15 protein-coding genes are annotated in these 17,450 nt (G+C 59.5%); 8 read left to right on the top strand and 7 right to left on the bottom strand.

Features of this window, described 5'->3' with window-relative positions:
* Positions 1–31 precede the first annotated feature (31 nt).
* The 3 genes from ggt to AB3G45_RS28085 are packed head-to-tail and all read right to left on the bottom strand — an operon-like array spanning position 32 to position 4,126.
* Complete coding sequence (ggt, locus tag AB3G45_RS28075) at positions 32–1,642, bottom strand: gamma-glutamyltransferase (RefSeq protein WP_367833823.1); 1,611 nt, start codon at positions 1,640–1,642, stop codon at positions 32–34.
* Complete coding sequence (locus AB3G45_RS28080) at positions 1,639–2,493, bottom strand: alpha/beta hydrolase (protein ID WP_367833824.1); 855 nt, start codon at positions 2,491–2,493, stop codon at positions 1,639–1,641. The genes ggt and AB3G45_RS28080 overlap by 4 nt, the downstream gene beginning before the upstream one ends.
* 58 nt (positions 2,494–2,551) lie before the next feature.
* Positions 2,552–4,126, bottom strand: a complete 1,575-nt coding sequence (locus tag AB3G45_RS28085; protein WP_367833825.1) for an ABC transporter substrate-binding protein — start codon at positions 4,124–4,126, stop codon at positions 2,552–2,554.
* Positions 4,127–4,315: 189 nt separating this feature from the next.
* Between AB3G45_RS28085 and AB3G45_RS28090 the strand changes: the two genes are divergently transcribed.
* Both AB3G45_RS28090 and AB3G45_RS28095 read left to right on the top strand, forming a co-directional pair.
* Positions 4,316–5,080: an IclR family transcriptional regulator gene (locus tag AB3G45_RS28090; RefSeq protein WP_367833826.1), complete on the top strand. Its 765-nt coding sequence runs from the start codon at positions 4,316–4,318 to the stop codon at positions 5,078–5,080.
* A gap of 145 nt (positions 5,081–5,225) precedes the next feature.
* Positions 5,226–6,134, top strand: coding sequence for a nucleotidyltransferase and HEPN domain-containing protein (locus AB3G45_RS28095; protein WP_367833827.1), 909 nt, complete (start codon positions 5,226–5,228; stop codon positions 6,132–6,134).
* A 48-nt stretch (positions 6,135–6,182) separates the two neighbouring features.
* Here AB3G45_RS28095 and AB3G45_RS28100 read toward each other — a convergent pair whose 3' ends face one another.
* The gene (locus AB3G45_RS28100; RefSeq protein WP_367833828.1) at positions 6,183–8,396 is read right to left on the bottom strand and encodes a relaxase/mobilization nuclease domain-containing protein; all 2,214 of its coding nucleotides are present in this window, start codon (positions 8,394–8,396) and stop codon (positions 6,183–6,185) included.
* A gap of 1,009 nt (positions 8,397–9,405) precedes the next feature.
* Between AB3G45_RS28100 and AB3G45_RS28105 the strand changes: the two genes are divergently transcribed.
* From AB3G45_RS28105 to AB3G45_RS28115, 3 genes are all read left to right on the top strand, one after another.
* Entirely contained in the window at positions 9,406–10,155 is a 750-nt protein-coding gene (locus tag AB3G45_RS28105) for a sulfotransferase family 2 domain-containing protein (RefSeq protein WP_367833829.1), read from the top strand.
* Positions 10,156–10,547: 392 nt separating this feature from the next.
* Positions 10,548–11,231: a division plane positioning ATPase MipZ gene (locus tag AB3G45_RS28110; protein WP_367833830.1), complete on the top strand. Its 684-nt coding sequence runs from the start codon at positions 10,548–10,550 to the stop codon at positions 11,229–11,231.
* 1 nt (position 11,232) lies between these two features.
* Complete coding sequence (locus AB3G45_RS28115) at positions 11,233–11,541, top strand: hypothetical protein (protein WP_367833831.1); 309 nt, start codon at positions 11,233–11,235, stop codon at positions 11,539–11,541.
* Between the two features lie 16 nt (positions 11,542–11,557).
* Here AB3G45_RS28115 and AB3G45_RS28120 read toward each other — a convergent pair whose 3' ends face one another.
* Positions 11,558–11,725 carry a hypothetical protein gene (locus tag AB3G45_RS28120; protein ID WP_367833832.1) on the bottom strand — a complete coding sequence of 56 codons (168 nt, stop codon included), beginning with the start codon at positions 11,723–11,725 and terminating at the stop codon, positions 11,558–11,560.
* 485 nt (positions 11,726–12,210) lie between these two features.
* On the opposite strand from AB3G45_RS28120, the gene AB3G45_RS28125 reads away from it, so the two are divergent.
* From AB3G45_RS28125 to AB3G45_RS28135, 3 genes are read left to right on the top strand one after another with little or no spacing between them, the layout of a single operon-like run.
* A complete protein-coding gene (locus AB3G45_RS28125; protein WP_367833833.1) occupies positions 12,211–12,900 on the top strand; it encodes a hypothetical protein in 690 nt (229 codons plus the stop codon).
* Entirely contained in the window at positions 12,842–13,552 is a 711-nt protein-coding gene (locus tag AB3G45_RS28130) for a class I SAM-dependent methyltransferase (protein ID WP_367833834.1), read from the top strand. Before AB3G45_RS28125 ends, AB3G45_RS28130 begins: the two co-directional genes overlap by 59 nt.
* A gap of 12 nt (positions 13,553–13,564) precedes the next feature.
* Positions 13,565–15,154: a methyltransferase domain-containing protein gene (locus tag AB3G45_RS28135; RefSeq protein WP_367833835.1), complete on the top strand. Its 1,590-nt coding sequence runs from the start codon at positions 13,565–13,567 to the stop codon at positions 15,152–15,154.
* Between the two features lie 119 nt (positions 15,155–15,273).
* On the opposite strand, the gene AB3G45_RS28140 is transcribed toward AB3G45_RS28135, so the two are convergent.
* Complete coding sequence (locus tag AB3G45_RS28140) at positions 15,274–15,600, bottom strand: hypothetical protein (RefSeq protein ID WP_367833836.1); 327 nt, start codon at positions 15,598–15,600, stop codon at positions 15,274–15,276.
* Between the two features lie 576 nt (positions 15,601–16,176).
* Positions 16,177–17,397 carry a replication initiator protein A gene (locus AB3G45_RS28145; protein WP_367833837.1) on the bottom strand — a complete coding sequence of 407 codons (1,221 nt, stop codon included), beginning with the start codon at positions 17,395–17,397 and terminating at the stop codon, positions 16,177–16,179.
* Positions 17,398–17,450 lie beyond the last annotated feature (53 nt).

The raw sequence follows: 17,450 nt of genomic DNA on the forward strand, positions 1-17,450 counted from the left end.
CGCCGCGGCGATTGCGCCCGGTCGCGGGGTTCTAGGCGACGGAGATCGCCATCCCGTCGCGTTGCGGATCGGCCGCGCCCCTGGACACGCCGTCCTCGATCCGGATCGCGTGGACCGCCGCGAATGCGTAGGTCTGGGAGGAGCGCGCCACCTGATAGCCTTCGGCGCGCAGTTCGTCCTCGACCGAATGGCGGATGCGGTTGCAAATGTCGATGGTGTTCGAGACGCCGACGATCCGGGGCGCGACGACCGCCTCGAGCACCGGCATGCCGAAGTCGATCATGTTCATGAGGCACTGGGCGACCGCGGGCGCGATGTAGCTTCCGCCCGGCGCGCCGATCACGATGCTGGGTTCCTCATCCTTGAAGACGATGGTCGGGGCGGCGGAACTCGGCCGGCGCTTTCCGGGGGCGATGGAACCGGGCTTTCCCGGAACCGGATTGAAGCGGCTCATGGTGCCATTATACATGAAACCGAGGCCGTCCGTGATCGCGCCGGAGGGACTGCCCAGCGTATGGGTCATGGCGACGGCATTGCCGTCCTTGTCGATCACCGAGATATGGGTCGTGTCGCGCTGAGACCGGTCGAGGCGCGCGACATTGGCCCTTTCGCCGGCCTTGATCGAGGCCGCCAGGGCGACGGCATGGTCGCGCGACAGGAGTTTTTCATAGGGCACGTCGACATAGGCGGGGTCGCCCATATGAGCGTCCTTGTCGATCGTCATGCGCTTCATCGCCTCGAACAGGATGCGGATATGCTCGGTGCTGCCGTGCTGCATCGCGCCGACGTCGAACTGCTCCATGATGTGCAGCAATTCGAGCAGCGGGAAGCCGGAGCCCGGCGGCGGCGAGGTGGCGATGCGATGTCCGCGATATTCGCCCCAGACGGGCTTTACCCGCGACAGTTCGTAGCGCGCGAGATCCTGCCGGTCGATCAGGCCGCCATTGGCCTTGAAGTCGCCGGCAATCTGCTCGGCGATCTCGCCCTGGTAGAAGATGTCGGATCCGCCGCTACGCGCGATCCGCTCGAGCGTCTCGGCCATGTCCGTGTTGACGAGCGTTTCCCCGACATTGCGGATGCTGCCGTCGTCGTGGAAATAGACGCGCCGGCCGGTGGCCGAATAGCGCAGCTTCTCGAACGTGTTGGCAAAGCCGTCGTTCGACTGGTCCTTGGTCCAGTACCAGTGCATGTGGCTGCGGATCATGAAGCCGTCGCGGGCATAGCGGATCGCCGGCGCGATGAGGTCGGCCCAATCGAAGGTGCCGTAGTCGCGCAGCGCCGTCTCGTAGCCCTTGAGGGAGCCCGGCGTGCAGACCGCAAGATAGCCGATATCCGAGACATTGCCCTCCAGCACATAGCCGAAGCCGTCCCGGCTCTCGTGTTTGATGGCGCCCAGCCACATGTCCGGCGTCGCCTTCAGAGGGGCCCGGGCGTAGAATTCCAGGATGTCGTGCACGCCCTTCTTGGGCATATGCACATGCATGGAGCCGAACCCGCCGATGCCCGCCATCTGCGGATCGACGACGCCCTGAACGAAGGCGCAGGCGAGCGCGGCATCGATGGCGTTGCCGCCGCGCTCCAGGACATGCGCGCCCGCTTCCACCGCCTCGGGCTGCGGCGCGACAATGGTTGCGTTTCTCATCTTGCGCGACGGTCCTTCAATACCTTTGCGAGGAAGGCCTTGACGTGGCCCAGCACCTTGATCCGGTCGTGGGAGACGCCCGGCACGCGCTCGAAGCTCACGTCGACGCCCGCATCGCGGAACGATTTCGCAAGCGCCGCCAGACGCTCGGGGCGTGTCGCGCCGGCATCGTTGGCGCCTTCCATGTAATACCGGCCGCCCGGCTTGTGGGTGATCTCCCAGGTCTCGAGATCGGCATCGCCGACGACCATCTGCACCGGCACCTTCGCAAGCTCCTGCGGCCGGAACGGCCGGCCGAAACGGGCCTCCAGGTCGCGGACGCCGACCCACCAGTCGCGGGTCGGGTCGAGGAGCGTGACCGAGCCCGGCGCGCCGATCGAGGCGGCCCAGAGCTTTTCGGGATGAAGGATGGCGAAGCGGTGGGTGAAATGCCCGCCACCGGAGAAGCCGAACATGGCGAAGGTCGACCAGTCCTGACCGTATTTGGCGGCCATTTCCTCGACCATGGCGAGGACGACCCGGTCATAGCGGATATCGCCTTCCTCGATGAACTTGTAGCCGGAGCGTGCGCCGTCGCCGAGCACGCCGACGGGGAAGATCGGGCACAGGATGGCGCAATCGTTGTAGAGGCCGAATTCGGCAAAACCGTCGCGGAAGTCGATGGCCGAGGTGCGGCCCGTGCCGTGCACGGCGACCAGAAGGTCGAGCTTGCGGCCGTCGGCCGCCGTCGGCGGCACATAGAGCAGCATGTGAAGGCGCGGGTCGACCTGCGAGGCGAAGATCGCCGTCTGGCCATAGTCATAGATCGCCTTCGCCCGGGCATTGGCATCGCCCGTTCCGAGTTCCTGCATGGTCGTCTCCTGGAAAATCAAGAATGGGGGCCGCCTCGCGCGGCCCCCGGGCCCGCCGTCAGTTCGCGGGCTTCACGTCATAGGCGAGCGTGTACTTGTCGCCGCGCGGCGTGTAGGCGACCGTCTTGCGGGCGCCGAGCACGACATTCTCGTAGTGCATGGGCAGGATCCAGAGATTGTCGAAGGTCTGCTTCGACAATTCCTGCAGCAGCGGAGCGCGCTCCGCCTCGTCGAGGGTCGAACTCGCCTTGGCGAGCACCTCGTCGATCTTCGGGTCCGATACGTCGCCGCCATTGTAGCGGCCGGTCCCCTTCTCCTCGTCGCGCGTGGCGACCAGCGCGACCGTCGGATTGGTCGTCTCGCCGGTATTGACGCCCCACGAGCCGAGATAGGTGCTGTACTTGCCCTCCGCATAGGCTTCCGAATACATGGCCCAGGGCATCACCTCGACCTTGGACTGGATGCCGATGCGGGTGAACATCTGGCCGACGGCCTGGAGCACCTCGGCGTCCTTGACGTAGCGCCCGGAAGGACCGTGCAGCGTCAGGCCGAAGCCGTCCGGATAGCCCGCCTCGGCGAGCAGCGCCTTTGCGGCGGCCGGGTCATAGGCGACGCTTTCGACCTTGTCGCTGTGCCCGGCATAGCCTTCGGCCACGAACTGGTCGGCGACCGTGCCGTTCTTCTGCATGACGCGCTCGACAATGGCCGGTCGATTGATCGACATCAGCATGGCGCGCCGCACGCGGATATCCTTGAACGGGTTCTTGCCGAGGTCGGAGCCATCCGCCGCCGTGATGAAGGGCGAGGCATCGCGGCTGACGTCCATGCCGAGATAGACGAGGCGCGAGGACTGGCCGTTGATGACCTGCAGGGTGTCGCTCGCCTCGACGCGCGCCATGCCGTCGGCCGGAAGGGCCTCGATGATGTCGATCTCGTTCGACAGGAGGGAGGCCAGCCGGGCGCCGTCGTCGGGCAGGAAGCGCAGGGTGACGTTGGACCAGTGCGAGGGGCCGGCGAAATAGGCCTCGTTGCGCTTCAGCGTCAGGTTGCCGCCCGGCGTATAGGAGACGAAGGAATAGGCGCCGGTTCCGATCGCACACTTGCCGCTGTCGAAATCCTGGACCGGCGCGTCCTTGCAGTCGGCGCTGATGATGCGGATGCGGCTGACCGAATTGAGGATGAGCGGATCGGGGACCTCGGTCTCGACGATGACGGTGTGCGGGTCCTTGGCGGTCACGTTCGCGATGTTGCGGGTATAGGAGGCAAAGCCCTGGCTCGGCTTGTCGCGGGCCCGCAGCAGCGAGGCGACGACGTCGTCGGCGTCAAAGGCGCTTCCGTCGTGGAACGTCACGCCCTCGCGCAACTTGAACTCCCAGTGGGTGGCGTCGACCGCCTTCCATTCCGTCGCCAGCTCCGGGCTGTTGGCCGACGTGCCCGTGAGGTTGACGAGGCTGTCCCAGATATGCCGGGACGTCGCGTTGTTGGGCGCGGAACTGTCCTCATGCGGATCGATGGTGGTGGGGGTCGTCGACATGCCGATCGTCAGGGGTGTCTCCTGCGCGGCGGCGAGGGCAGGAACGGCGATCGTGCCGAGCAGCGCGACGGCTGCCCGCGTCAATATCTTTGCGGTCATCTCTTTAATCCCAGTTGGAGTTTCCTGCCGGTCTGACGCCGGCCCGACGAGCGGTTCCGAGCCACTCTTGACGAAAAGCGTAGGTTTGCCGGACATCCATTGTCAAACGGAAAACCAACATGTTACGGTTGCCGTAACGCGCCGCCTCAGGTGAAAATCCAGCCACTCCTCTTACGGAAAACCTCTGCCATGGATGAAGGAAAGCCAGAAAGAAGCTCCATAATTCAGTCTGTTGACGTCTGCATAGACGTGCTTCTCGACGTCGCGAAGAATCCGGACTGCACGCTAGCTGATATCGCCAGGAGCATTACGGAAACTAAGCCAAGAATCTTACGAATGTTACGCACAATGGAACGGCGCGGCCTCGTCCGGAAGAGCCGCAACGGGACCTATCGACTCGGCAACACCGCCATCGTGCTCGGCACGGCCGCCTCGACGCAGGTCGATCTCGTCCGGGTGGCCAATCCGATCCTGGAGGAACTCGGGCAGAAGGTGAACGAGACGACCCAGCTGAGGATCATCGACAACGGCGAATCCCTGTGCATCGCCAAGTTCGAACCGACGCGGGACCTGCGGGTGCATTCCATGATCGGAAGGCGCCGTCCGCTTCATGCGGGCTCCTACAAGGTCCTTCTGGCCTACTTGCCCCCGCAGGTCCAGGCGCAGATGATCCCCGACAAGCTCGAGAAATTCACCCCCAAGACGATCACGAGCCGGGCGAGGCTGGAGGTGGAGCTGAACCGCATTCGCGAGGCCGGCCATTGCGTCAGCCGCGGCGAGGTCAGCGATCAGCTCGTGTCCGTGTCGGTTCCCGTTCTGGCCTTCGACGGATCGGTCATCGCCGCCGTGAATATCGCCGCCCCCGCTTTCCGAACCCAGGGCCACGACATCCAACGATATATCACCCTGCTGAAGGACGCCGCCAGGAAGATCTCCGCGGGGCTGGGGTGGTGACGGGCGAGCGGCTTTCACTCAGGGCTTTTCCTAAAGAAGTATCGCGCCGAGATTGTTGTTTCGGCAACGTCATGTAGAATCCCGCGATATCCTTGCCCGGTATTTTAGCCCTTTCCCCACGCAATCCCGGATTATCCTTTCCCCGATGAAGTCTTCTCTCGATCACATGCCGCCTCGCAAACAGCAGGAGCTTATCCGGGTCCTCGACATCCTCCATGAGGAGTTCGAAGACGCGCTGAAGGAAGGGACGGCGGACTTCAAGAAGCGGGGACGCATCCTCAAGATCATCCTTTTCGGCTCCTACGCCAAAGGCGGTTGGGTGGACGAGCCCTTCACCATGAAGGGGTATCGCTCCGATTTCGATCTCTTGATCATCGTCAACAACAGCAAGCTCTGCGAATTTGCCGAATATTGGTACAAGGCCGCCGATCGATTGATCCGCGACCCTTCGATCAAAACGCCTGTCAGCTTCATCGTTCATTCAAGGCGCGAGGTGAACAAGTACCTCAAGGAGGGGCAGTATTTCTTCTCCGACATCCGCAAGGAAGGCGTCGTTCTTTACGAACTGGATGACGAACCGTTGGCGGAGCCCACGCCGCTGACGCCGGCAGAACGATTGCGGGTTGCACAGGAGCATTTTGAGCAGCGCTCTTCCGCTAGCCAAAACTATAGCGTTCTTTCAAAGGTTGCGCTCAACGGTGGCATGCTGAACGAAGCTGCATTCTTGCTCCATCAAACACTCGAACAGGCCTACTCCTGCGTCCTGCTCACACTGACCAACTACGCGCCGCCGTCACACAACATCAAGTTCCTCCGCTCGCTGGCCGAGGAACAAGACCGCCAACTGGCCGAAGCCTTTCCGCGCGACCAGCACCGTGAACGTGCCTGGTTCAACACGCTCAACGAAGCCTATGTGAAGGCCCGCTACTCAAAGCATTTCGAGATCAGCGCTGAAGCGCTCAACTGGCTTGGAGAGCGTACCACCCTCCTGCTCGAACTGATCAAGGCGACGTGCCTCAGACACCTGGAAGCTCTCGGGCGCAATATAGGCTAGCAGGTCACCACATCATCGTGGCTGCCTGGATAATCTATCCTCGAGATCTCACCGCTCCGGCCCATCAGGGTCCCTGTCGCGCTGTCTCTCCTGGGTGGCCTGCCGCAGGATCTCCTGTCGCTGTTCTTGCCGGACGGCTTTCGCAGCCTCTGCCTGCTCGCGGGCCGCTCGCGCAGCCCGCCCGTCAGCAATCCCTTGCTGCTGGGCGGCGATCGCAGGATCGACCATCGGCAACGTATCCTGGCCGCGCATGCGCGGTTCATCGGCGCGCACGGCTGGCGGCATCCCTCTTTCCATCGCGATCTCGGTAATCAGTCTCATCTGGTGCATCTCTATGTCACGGCGTTGTTTGGCGAAGAGCGTGGACATTTCCCGCCGCATCTCCTCGACGGCCTGACGTTCCTTGCCGCTATCGACCATCGCCTCCAAGCGATCCATGGATCTGTTCGCCCGCGAGACACGCGCGTCGAACTGTTCCAGCGACAAGACCGTGGTCTTTTCCTTCTGCTGCTGGATGGTCGCGACCAGATGTCTGAGCCCTGACAGCGCGCCATCATTCGTGGTGCCCGATACCATCTGTGCCACCACCCCATTCGCCGCAGCGGCGAAACGGTCGGCCGCAGCGATCACCGAGGGCTCCGCGCCTACCTCTTTCAAGGCGCTGGCCGTTGCCTGCCATTTCTGAGCGAGAGCGAAGTTTCCATTTGTGAGTGAGGCATGCTCTACGGCGCCGGCGCGCTTGCGCTCGACCCGTTTGGTAACGGACGGGGTCTTGAGATAACGAGGGTCGTTCTTACCACGCTCACAGGCGCCGGCCTGCGCCTGGCTGTAGGGCCGCGTCGCCGCAACATCCGCACGCCTTGTGGCGACCATGGCGATACCATGCTCGCGTGCTTTGGCCGCGAACCGCTCGCGCCATTCGTAGAGTTCTGGCTTGGTAAGACGCAGCGCCTTGCCAACATCATCGCGGGCGGAGATCATCGCATGGACATGCACATGGCCGGTCTCCGGGTGATGTGCAGTGATCCAACGATGCCCGGCGACCTGCTCACTCAGAAAATCCCGCACGGTGCGGACCATCGCCTCCGGATCCGTCCCGGCGCGTGCCGAGAAGATGACATGAAAGGCATTGCGAGGCTCGACGGTGCGAATATGGGGCGACCAGGCGCGCCAGATATCGTCTGCCTTCTCCCTGAAACTCGAGGCGCCCGTAACCGGATTCACTGTATTGGCGATGACGTCCTTCTCTGTACGCAGGAACTTTTCCAGGAAGTAGCGGCCGGATTGTTCGGAAACGGCTGCGCCGAGAATGCGCACCTCGGCAGAAACGCCGGCGTCGGCTAGCCTGCGCGCAAGGTCAGCCTCCGCATTCTGGGCAGTCCGTGCCGGACCTTCGCCCTTTTCGCGGGCTTTCAGCACACTCGCGATCTTCTTCGCCGACAAGTCTGTCACCGCATAGACCGAGATCTTCCCATCCGGATGCCGAGAAAAGAGGTAGGGATTTGATCCAAACGCGGCATTCAATGCGTCATGAAGTGAATCTTCGTCGAGCACATCGGAAGGGATCATCGACAACGTGGCCAGCGCGTTCACAGCGTAAGCATCACGGAAGTCCGCACCCCATTCTGCCAGCACCGCAGCCCGATCCTGGCGGCTCGCGATGGCATGGCCATCCTGATCGTGGATCGGGATATCGATCTTGTCCTTCTCGCCGTTCTCCTTCTCAACATCCCGAGTTCCAAGATAGGTCATCAGGCCCGCGGCCGATGCGCGGCTCGAAACCGTCGACGTCACCTTGATGACGACCGGCTGTGCACCGGCGGCGATCGCCGCTCGGCTTACGGTCTCTGCCCAAGATCTATCCGTTGCTGCGTGTCGCGTGGAAATCGGCCGCGCAGTACGAGGCGCGGACACACCACTCCCTCCTCCCCCGCCTGTCGATCTGCTCAGTTCATCATCATCATCATCCAATTTACGGCCAGCACCGCCCAAATCACCGATCATCGTGATGACGCTCTGCCGAGGCGCCGGCAGCACCTGCAGGATGGACGAGATCGTCGGCTCATTCGATGAAACAGCGCCTGGAGGCGGCTTGTTTGCAATCCCCGTGGCTACGAAGCGACGCCGCGGCTGACTTACTTTGGCAAATCCGAACACGCGATTCCGCCGCAAATCCTCCGCCTCGTTGTCGATCAGGGACGAAACACGATGGGCGGAATGGGCCTCAATCGCGTCTAGCAGGCCAGTCCAATCATACGTCACGGCCAGCCCTTCTCCGCTCTTGCCGACAGATCCTCAGCATCAAATCCAAGTCCACTCGCAGACAAAACACGCCCTCGAAGAGGCAACGCATCGCTTTCCGTCTCCTCTTGCCAGCTTGCCGGAGGCAACCCGGAGCGCAACAGGCGCGAACCACATCCCTGCCGGAGGCGGGGTGGCGTCGAGTTTGTACCACAAACTTGACTATCCTGCCACATGAAACAAACTATACTTTATTATGACACCGTCGCCGCTAAAAGGCGGACTCTCTCGTCTCACCAGTAATGTAACAGTTCGGCTACAGCACAGACTTCACTTTAACAATTGCCCGTTGTTCGTGCGATCATTGTCAGCGATAGCGCTGGCAATTGCCCATTACCCATTAACAATTGGCAGTTAACAGCTCCCGCATTGCCCATTACCAACGGGCAATTGTTGACTGCCCGTTGACTATTGTCAGCGGTCAATCGTCAATCACCAATCATCAACTGGGAGCGAATGATCCCTTCCCTGCGAATGATGGGAAGAAGGAATGATTATATTTTACACCGCAACAATGCCGAGGCTTCTGTGAGCACAAGGACGCGTTCTAGGGGGCCTTGAGTCAGGGTCGAACGCCTCGCCTTGTTGAGGAACTTCCAAAGGGTGGTTCGTACGATGAACTCGCTTTCTTCGGGTATCTTCTGCAGATGTGCGATCGGAGCACTCGCGACCTGTGCGTTGCCGGTCGCAGAAGCATTCCGAACGCCAGCGACATCATCCTCCCCTCGTCCGATAGCACGCTTGCTGATGGCGGGCGGCCTGGCATGGCCTTAAACGCGTCTTCAACGAGCGCCAAATCTATCAGTATATTTTTCTATAAAAAAGGTAGATTTCAAAAATCTCAGAAATTCCTCTAGTGATATTTAGGCAATCGGACTATATACATCCCAAAAATTGGAGTCGCAAAAAAATCTTCCGCTACATAAGGCGGAATATAAATCAAAACATAATTAGATTCGGGAAAGAGAAATTGGTTGTAACTATAGACAAGCTGAAAATCGCCTATTTTCCCGTCCCAAAGGCAGCTAACACTTCTATGAAGCATCTGATGCACAGCATAGATACGGGTGGAAAATTCAGGACAAAACACGATGAAGCCACGGGCCACCTTCACCACATTCATCGAGAGTACAAGACACCCAAATTTTCAGCGATAAATCCAGGCGCTTACAATAGGTTCTTTAAGATCGCGATCGTCAGGGATCCGGTGGAAAGAATCATCTCCGCCTGGAGGAATAGGGTCGTACATCACAAGGAACTTGAGGATGAAAAATGCGCTCTTTCCATAAAAGAAATCGGCCTACCCGAAAAGCCGGACCTTTCAGAATTCGTATTACACCTCGATGAATATCGAGAAATAAACAAGTCCATTTCAGTTCACACCGCCCCATTGACTGATTTTCTCGGAACATCAAGAGAATATTACGATTTGATTTTTGACATTTCGGAATCGCATCAGATCGAGGTCTTCTTCTCGACGCTTACCGGGGAGAAGAAAAAACTCCCGCGCAAGCAGACCGGAGGTCCGCCGGCCGAGCGAGACAAATTGCCCGAGGACCTGATCAGAAAGCTCGAGCATGCCTATGAGAGCGACTATCGGGTTTTTGGCGGCGCTTTCGGAAAGCAGACCGACCTCAAGGTGATCGCCAAGCGCGCGAAGAGACACAGGGCTTCGCTTCGTAGCCCCTTCAGGCGCTTTCGCTGGGTGCCTTGGATCTAAGAAATCTCTCCGCCTCACAATTAAATCACCATGCCTCACCTAGTCCTGTTCGGTGTTGGTGCCGGAGACCCGTAGGGGACGCATGAGCGGAAGCGGGCGCCCCTGTCGGTAGCGCGTGACAGACCGCTCTCCCCTTCTTAACGATTTTGCTTCACGCGCCGACGTCCTGTCGCGGTCGCGAGGATCTGGAAGGCAGGCGACGCGTAAGCTCCCAGCCATAAGAGGCAAAGGAGTGAATAAAGGGCCTGCACCTTCACCATACCAAATTGCATTCATGATATCATGCATATTGCAATATTATTGCTATCTGATAGATAGCAATAATATTGCATTCAGAAAGCCTTCATGAATTCCAGCTATCAAGCATGCTTGATATCAACAGGAGATGCGACATGCCGGTAGTGTGTGCGGCCAACCCAAAAGGGGGCGCGGGCAAATCGACGACCATTCTGGCCATAGCCTCGACCCTTGCCCAGCAGGGCGGATCCGTCACGATCATCGACGCCGACCCCAACAAGCCGATCACGGACTGGCGCACGGGAAAGAGCAATCTCCCGATCCAGGTCATCAGCGAGGCGACGGAGGGCAACATCCGCGATCTCATCAACACCGCCGCGGCCGAGGCGCAATTCGTCTTCGTCGATCTCGAAGGCACGGCAAGCCGCCTTGCCTCGCGAGCCATCATCCGTGCCGATCTCACGCTGATCCCGCTCGGGGGCAGCGCCCTCGATGCCAAGCAGGCGGCGCGCGCCGTCGGCCTGGTGCGGGAAAGCGAAGAGGATATCGGACGCAAGCTGAGCTTCACGCTCGCCTTCAACCGGACGAGCCCTCCGCCGTTCACAAGGCGCATCGAGCGGGAGATCGCCGACCAGATGCGCAGCAACGACCTGCCGGTCCTCGGCACCCATCTCTATCGCCGCGAAGCCTACAACGCCATGTTCATGGAGCGGCTCAGCCTCTTCGAACTGGACCCGCAGCAGGTGAACGGCCTTGAGGCCGCAATCGACAATGCCGTTCAGCTGACGGGGGAGGTGCTCGAGCTCCTTCGCGGCGCCTCGACGGAAAGGGCCGCGTGATATGTCCAGCGACCTCGGATTCGGGAAAACGAAGAAACTCGACCTCTCCGGCTTCGCGCCCCGGCCCGCCGAAAAGGTGCCGGCCCAGGCCGAGCAGGAGGCATCCGACCGGGCCGCCGAGCGAGCTGGCTTTCAAAGCCGCGAACCGGTCCAGAGGGTGAAGCGCATCCGCAAGACGAGCGACCCTCTCGACCAGGCCTTCGTGCGCGCGCCGATCGACGTCATCAACCGGTTCAAGCAATATTGCAACGAAACGGGCATGTCCTACGGCGAGGCGCTGGACGAGCTGATGCGGAGGTCGGGTATCTAGCGCTTGTCACCCAAGGCTAAATCACGCCGACGAGATGGGCGACCCGCCTTGCGACGCTCTGTTTCCGCCGCACCCGCTCCTCGTCCTGGCGCCGGGTCGCATCGCCCGATGCACCAAACAGTTCGAGCTCGCCGCGCAATTGGCGGAAATTGGACCCCAGCGCCGTGACCAGGCCGTGCTTCATGCGATAGAAGTCCGAAGAAGTCCGAGTTTGCGGTAAAATAGCCCGACACGCCAACGCATGCCGCCTGCAGGTGGGGGTGAAACCGCTCCGTCAGCATAAAATCGTTGGCAGCCAGCGGCAGGCCCTCGTTCAGGAGGCTGTGATTGTCGAGCACTTCAACCTGAGGAAATTGCGTGGCGATAGCCTCATACAGTTCTGCATCCCCATTGGAGCAAGCCCAGAAGACGACCCGGTCGAACTGATCGAACAAGCGCGGTCCTTCCTCCCTCGTCGGCCCGAGCACTGATTTCGCATTGAAGCCGGACAGGTGCAGCCATCGCCCCGAATGGCCGACCGTCTGCACGGGATAGAGAAAGGCGTCGTCCAATCCCTCCGCCAGGGAAGGGCAGGGACCGACGATCGCCTGCAAGGCTTCGACACTTGCCGCATCCCGACACTCGAAGAGCTGGCAACCTTCCAGGATTTTTCGCCAGGCCGCGGCGCCAATGGGAAAAATCTTCCTGAAGGGGGCTATCCCCAAGCCGGTCGCGACAACCGGAAAATTGGCGGCCGATCTCCACGACAGCACCGAGCAAACGCGTGGCGTTCCCCCAGTTCGCACAGGCATATCCGCCACCAAGAAAATGGAACCCCTGGACACCCTTGAATTTCGAGAGGTTCGAGCGCGCGTATTCCACGCCTTGCTCGTAAAAACTCGCATAGGATCCTGCCGCCCCGTCCGCATGCCTGGGGATGCGCTTTACGAAGGTCACATTGCCGAAGTCCCTCAGGAGGGCTGCCGTTGCCGATGCCCCCTTGCCGTCAACTATGATCGGCCCGTCACAGCCCAGACCCCGATAGAACCTCAGCCAGTACTGAACGAGCAGTTCATCGCCGAAGTTCGGCGCTCCGTTGCCTGCCAGAAGATAGAGCACTTGATCGACCACTTCCAAAACGAACCAGTTAGTGCCGTGCGATATATCGGGGTAGCGGCGCGACGTCACCCCGTCGGCGCTCGACCAGAGGCGGGATTAGCGCCATCCGGCCTGATCGGCTGGCACCGATCCCGCAAGCGCGCCGCGCCTCACGATTTTCTATTACAGCAATATAACAAAGACGCTTCCACTCGACTGAAAAATGCAGGAGAAGGAACGGGCAAAGTCCTCCTCATCGAACATCTGCTTCATTGCGCGTGAACACTCTGGGAAAAATTTCATGGCTGAAACCGCAGCGGAATACTGGAACCGATATTACGGCACCCGGACCTCTCCGGTTCCCAATATTCCTTCGCAGTTCGCAGCCTTTGTCGCGTTGGAGGCAGCGGCGGACGCGACGATCGTCGATATCGGCTGCGGGAGCGGGCGCGACAGCCTTTTCTTTGCCAATGCCGGCTTCAATGTCCTCGGCATCGACGCGTCCTCGGCTGCCGTTTCGCTCTGCCAGCACACGGCCGAGGAGCGCGGTATCGGCCGGGCTTCCTTCCTGTGTTGCAATGTAGACGACCCGGCCCTTGCGGACAGGATTTCGGCTAGCACCACAGGCCGGATCGTCGTCTACGCCCGCTTTTTCCTGCATGCCATCCCGGAAGAAGCGGAACTGGCCTTTCTCAAGACGGCGGCTGCCGTGAAGGATGTCGACCTGCTCGCCATAGAATTCCGGACCGACCGGGATGCGCAGCAGACCAAGGTTACCGACAGCCATTATCGCCGCTTCATTCCTCCGCTCGACTTCCTCGCGCGGGCAGCAAGACACGGCTTTTCCCCCGTCTATTTCACCGAAGGGTTTGGCTACGCAAAATACCGCAACGATGACGCTCATGTCGCCCGGGTGCTGATGCGCAAGGCCTAGCGGAGCATAATCGTGCAGATCGAGATACTGGATTTCAGCCCGGATATCATTTCCGGCCTCTTGCGGGAGGCCGGTGAACGTCCGGTAAAGCTGCAATTGCTGGTCGATGGACTTGTCGTCGCCGGCAATTGGGGCATACCTAGCCCAAACCAGGGCGAACAAACATTCCGGTTTAATCTTTCCGCTATCTGGTCCTACATAGGCAGCTTGGCCGATCTGCAGATTCGGGCAAACGACTGTTCGGCAGACCTGCCTCCACCGAATTTTGCACACACTCCGGAATTCAACCTAGAGGACCTGAAGCAAAAGCTTGAGGCCGGATATGTTTTTAACGAAAAAGGTAAGCTACAGCTTTCAAAAACCGTTGATACAGCCTGGCAAAGCAAAATGTTCGCTTTGTTCGATGGAATGTCTACCATCTTGGCGAAGAAAAATTTGAAGCTATTCGTCATGTATGGAACACTACTTGGAGCGTATCGCAACGGAAACTTCATCGGGCACGATCACGACTTCGATGCAGGATATATTTCAGGTCACACGGATGCCAGCAAGGTTCTTCTTGAATTTACCGAGGTCGCCGAGAGCCTCGCCGAGCATGGCTACCGCGTGGTCTGCAAACTGTCCTGCATATGGGTGACAGATCCGAAGAGTGGCGTAACCATCGACATATTCCACACCTTCTTCGACGAAAGCGGGGTGCTTCTGCTGCCCTTCGGCATTTGCGGTGTAAAACACTTCATGAGAAGCGACTTTCGCGGCTATGTCGAACTAGAGTTAGCCGGCCGAAAGGTTCCGGCCATCGCAGACACGCAGATTCTGGTCGAAAGCATCTATGGGCCGCATTGGAAGACGCCCAATCCCGGCCATAACTGGGACCTCGACAGGACGGAAAAATATCCCAAAGGATATGCCAAGCAATATCACAGGGGGCGGATTTACTGGGCAAACCACTACGCCCATAACCGCCAAATTCTGCCGCCTTCGTCTTTTGCTGAATTCATTTCCCAGTCTGGCTACTTGCAGCGCCATATCGTGGATGTCGGATGCGGGAACGGCAGGGATAGCCGCTATCTTGCAACGGGAAGGCGCACCGTGATTGGGATCGACAATTGCAGCGGCGCCATCAGGGCAGCCCAAGCCCATGTCGCTTCAAACCCGAAAGGCGTCATCCACTTCCTGAAAGGCCTGCTTCGCAAGCAACCCGACTTGTCCTTCGTCCAGGGTGACGTAGCGGATCCGAAAACACTGACTAGGCTTCTACGCACGATTAGGCCATGGTACAAGAGAGAGGGGATCACGCTTTACAGCCGGTTCCTTCTCCATGCGATCACGCGCATCCAGCAAGACGCCTTTCTCCAATGCGCCTCGAACGAGTTGCGAAAGGGCGACACGGTTGCTTTCGAATTCCGCACCGATCAGGACGAATCCTTGGCCAAAAAACATAAATACTTCGGTCGCCGCTTCATTAGACCGGAGGCGGTGGAACGCCAGATGGCTGAACTAGGTTTCCAGCTTCTCGAACGTCAAGAAGGAACCGGTTTTTCGCCTCATCTTGGTGAGGACCCCCATCTTTGCAGGCTGGTTTTCTTCAAGGCGGGCTAACATTTAGCAGAGCGTCCGGGCGCCAGCGGCAACCTGCCTTACGTAACATTCCCCCAGACCGGGCCTTCTTCCATGATTTGTCCGGAAACGTCGCTCCTGCTGCGAGCCTATCTCCTGTCTTAGGAAGCCTTTGGATCCGAGTCCGCACTTTGCCTGGTGACAACGTTCTCGTTTGCACGCTTCTGAAGCTTGGAGGACATGGCGGTGTGAACCCACAGAACGTCGTGTTCCATCGTGAACTGGAAACGCCTTGGATGGGGATGAGTATCACTGACGGCCTGCATGTCATTCACCGCGTCAAGGAAGTCCTTGGGCGCGACCTTCACATAATGACCACCAAGCAGGCCCAGGCTTACATAGACTTCTGAAACTGCCTGAGCGGCGACTTTCATTTCCCACAGGAACCGCCAGTTCATCTGAGGTTCGCTTGTTTGTTCCTCGCTCATTCTCAACCTATCGCATTGGGATCATGGGCATGGCTTGTCATATCGTGGTGACTATTAGATGGCAAAGTGCATGGCATCTTTCTCAGGTGCAAATAACGACAAAAAAGTGGAAGAGAGCGATAGCAGATTATTACGGGAATTGAGCCTATTCGCTCCCCTTCTAGTGCCCCTTTAGAACTCCTAAAAATCAAAATTTGTCATTTAACAGAGGCGCCCCGCCTCGTTTTAATTCGTTTTAATAGTTTTAATAAGTTTTAGGCATGGAAAATTCCAATTTCATTTTATCATTCAGATAGTTATCCCCATTAGATGTCGGCGATGTACGGTTTGTCGTCGGTGATGTACGGTTTGTCGTCGGTAAAGTACGGAAAATTGTCGGCGGAATACGGTTTTCGACAAATCTGGCGACGTTCTATCGGCAACGGAGGCGAGGAAACTTGTCGTCGGCGATGTACGGCGGGCCGCCAGAAATTTGTCGTCGGCAATGTACGGTCGGGGGACAAAATTTTGTCGTCGGCGATGTACGGAAGGCCGGGGAATTTTTGTCGTCGGCCAAGTACGGAGGTCCGACAAAATCTAGAGTTCGGCGAGGAGAGGGGAGAGGGGCAGGTCGCCCTCGTTGCGGTAGCGCATGCGCAGCATCGAGCCGTCCTTGCCGTTCTCGAGGGAAAGATCGTATTCCGGCATCGGGAAGGCGAGGGTGCGGGTGACGAATTCCCGAAGGTCGTAGGAGAACTTGCGCAGCTCCTGGGTCGAGCCGCTGCGCTTGTAGAGTTCCTTCAGGCTGTAGGTCGCCTCGGTCTTGCCCGCCGCCTTGCGCGCCAGGCGATAGATGAAGCGGCCGAGGCCGGAGCTGATCAAAAAATAGTCCTGGTGAAGCGTCAGGAGGGGGAGCGTGCGCTCGTTGCGCACGACGCTGGTATAGACCCAGTCGGGGATGCTGATCTCGATCGTCTCGATGCGGTTGGCGCCGGTGCGGCTGACGACGCTGTAGCCGCTGATCATCGGGCGGCTGTCGACCTGGCGGCGCTTGCCGCCCGAAAGGTTGACCATCTTGATGGTGGTGTTGGCGAGCCGGTCGAGGGCGGCCTCGAGGTCCTCGTAGGATTTGCCGCCGTCCGAGCGCCGGCAGAATTTCAGGATATGCGAGGCGCTCGGCCGGTAGGTTTTCGGCGGCAGGCTGGGTTTCAGGCCTTTCGCCTCGCTGCTGCGGTAGTTCTTCACCTCGTCGGCGAGGTAGGACACCATGTTGAGGAAGATGTCATAGTCGAAGACGGTAGCAAGGCCCGTCTCCGCGCCGCCTTCGATGGTGATGAGGCTGTCCTTCAGCTCGTATTTGATGATGCCCTTGTTCGCCTTCTTGCTGAGCGAGAAGGGCGCGACGTCCATCAGGTGGACGTCGTCCTTCAGCGGCGCGTCGTAGATCGTCGGCACGAAGAACATCAGCTGCGCGTCGTCCTGCGGCGCGGTGCGCAGGATGCGCTTGGGCGCCGTCTCCTGCATCAGGGCGGCAGTGACGTCGGCCTGGATGGATTCGTTGCGGATCGCCTCGCCGAGCCGGGCAAGCAGCATGTCGGTCCTGCTGTTGCTAAGGCTCTCCAGCTTCAGGTCCGCCCAGACCCGGCGGCTGTAATAGCGCCGCAGCCGGCTGAGGGCGTCCTTGTCGAGCTTTGTCCGTTCGCGCTCGCTCTGGTCGGCATACTGGTCGGCGAGCGTCTGCAGATAGGCGTTTTTCTCATGGAGGGACAGGTCGCTGAAATCAGCGCGCGTCATCATGGAGAAGCGGGGAGCCTTCATATCCGGATATGTCCTGTCTTCGGCCCGGTCCCGGCGCGGGGACGGGGAGGGCG

The sequence above is a fragment of the Shinella sp. S4-D37 genome (assembly GCF_040812195.1).
In the GTDB taxonomy this organism is placed as follows: domain Bacteria; phylum Pseudomonadota; class Alphaproteobacteria; order Rhizobiales; family Rhizobiaceae; genus Shinella.

What these genes read in the sequence shown, in the direction of transcription:
- ggt (WP_367833823.1), bottom strand. Translation starts at nt 1,642, where the DNA reads ATGAGAAACGCAACCATTGTCGCGCCGCAGCCCGAGGCGGTGGAAGCG.
- AB3G45_RS28080 (WP_367833824.1), bottom strand. Translation starts at nt 2,493, where the DNA reads ATGCAGGAACTCGGAACGGGCGATGCCAATGCCCGGGCGAAGGCGATC.
- AB3G45_RS28085 (WP_367833825.1), bottom strand. Translation starts at nt 4,126, where the DNA reads ATGACCGCAAAGATATTGACGCGGGCAGCCGTCGCGCTGCTCGGCACG.
- AB3G45_RS28090 (WP_367833826.1), top strand. Translation starts at nt 4,316, where the DNA reads ATGGATGAAGGAAAGCCAGAAAGAAGCTCCATAATTCAGTCTGTTGAC.
- AB3G45_RS28095 (WP_367833827.1), top strand. Translation starts at nt 5,226, where the DNA reads ATGAAGTCTTCTCTCGATCACATGCCGCCTCGCAAACAGCAGGAGCTT.
- AB3G45_RS28110 (WP_367833830.1), top strand. Translation starts at nt 10,548, where the DNA reads ATGCCGGTAGTGTGTGCGGCCAACCCAAAAGGGGGCGCGGGCAAATCG.
- AB3G45_RS28115 (WP_367833831.1), top strand. Translation starts at nt 11,233, where the DNA reads ATGTCCAGCGACCTCGGATTCGGGAAAACGAAGAAACTCGACCTCTCC.
- AB3G45_RS28120 (WP_367833832.1), bottom strand. Translation starts at nt 11,725, where the DNA reads ATGAAGCACGGCCTGGTCACGGCGCTGGGGTCCAATTTCCGCCAATTG.
- AB3G45_RS28125 (WP_367833833.1), top strand. Translation starts at nt 12,211, where the DNA reads ATGGGAAAAATCTTCCTGAAGGGGGCTATCCCCAAGCCGGTCGCGACA.
- AB3G45_RS28130 (WP_367833834.1), top strand. Translation starts at nt 12,842, where the DNA reads ATGCAGGAGAAGGAACGGGCAAAGTCCTCCTCATCGAACATCTGCTTC.
- AB3G45_RS28140 (WP_367833836.1), bottom strand. Translation starts at nt 15,600, where the DNA reads ATGAGCGAGGAACAAACAAGCGAACCTCAGATGAACTGGCGGTTCCTG.
- AB3G45_RS28145 (WP_367833837.1), bottom strand. Translation starts at nt 17,397, where the DNA reads ATGAAGGCTCCCCGCTTCTCCATGATGACGCGCGCTGATTTCAGCGAC.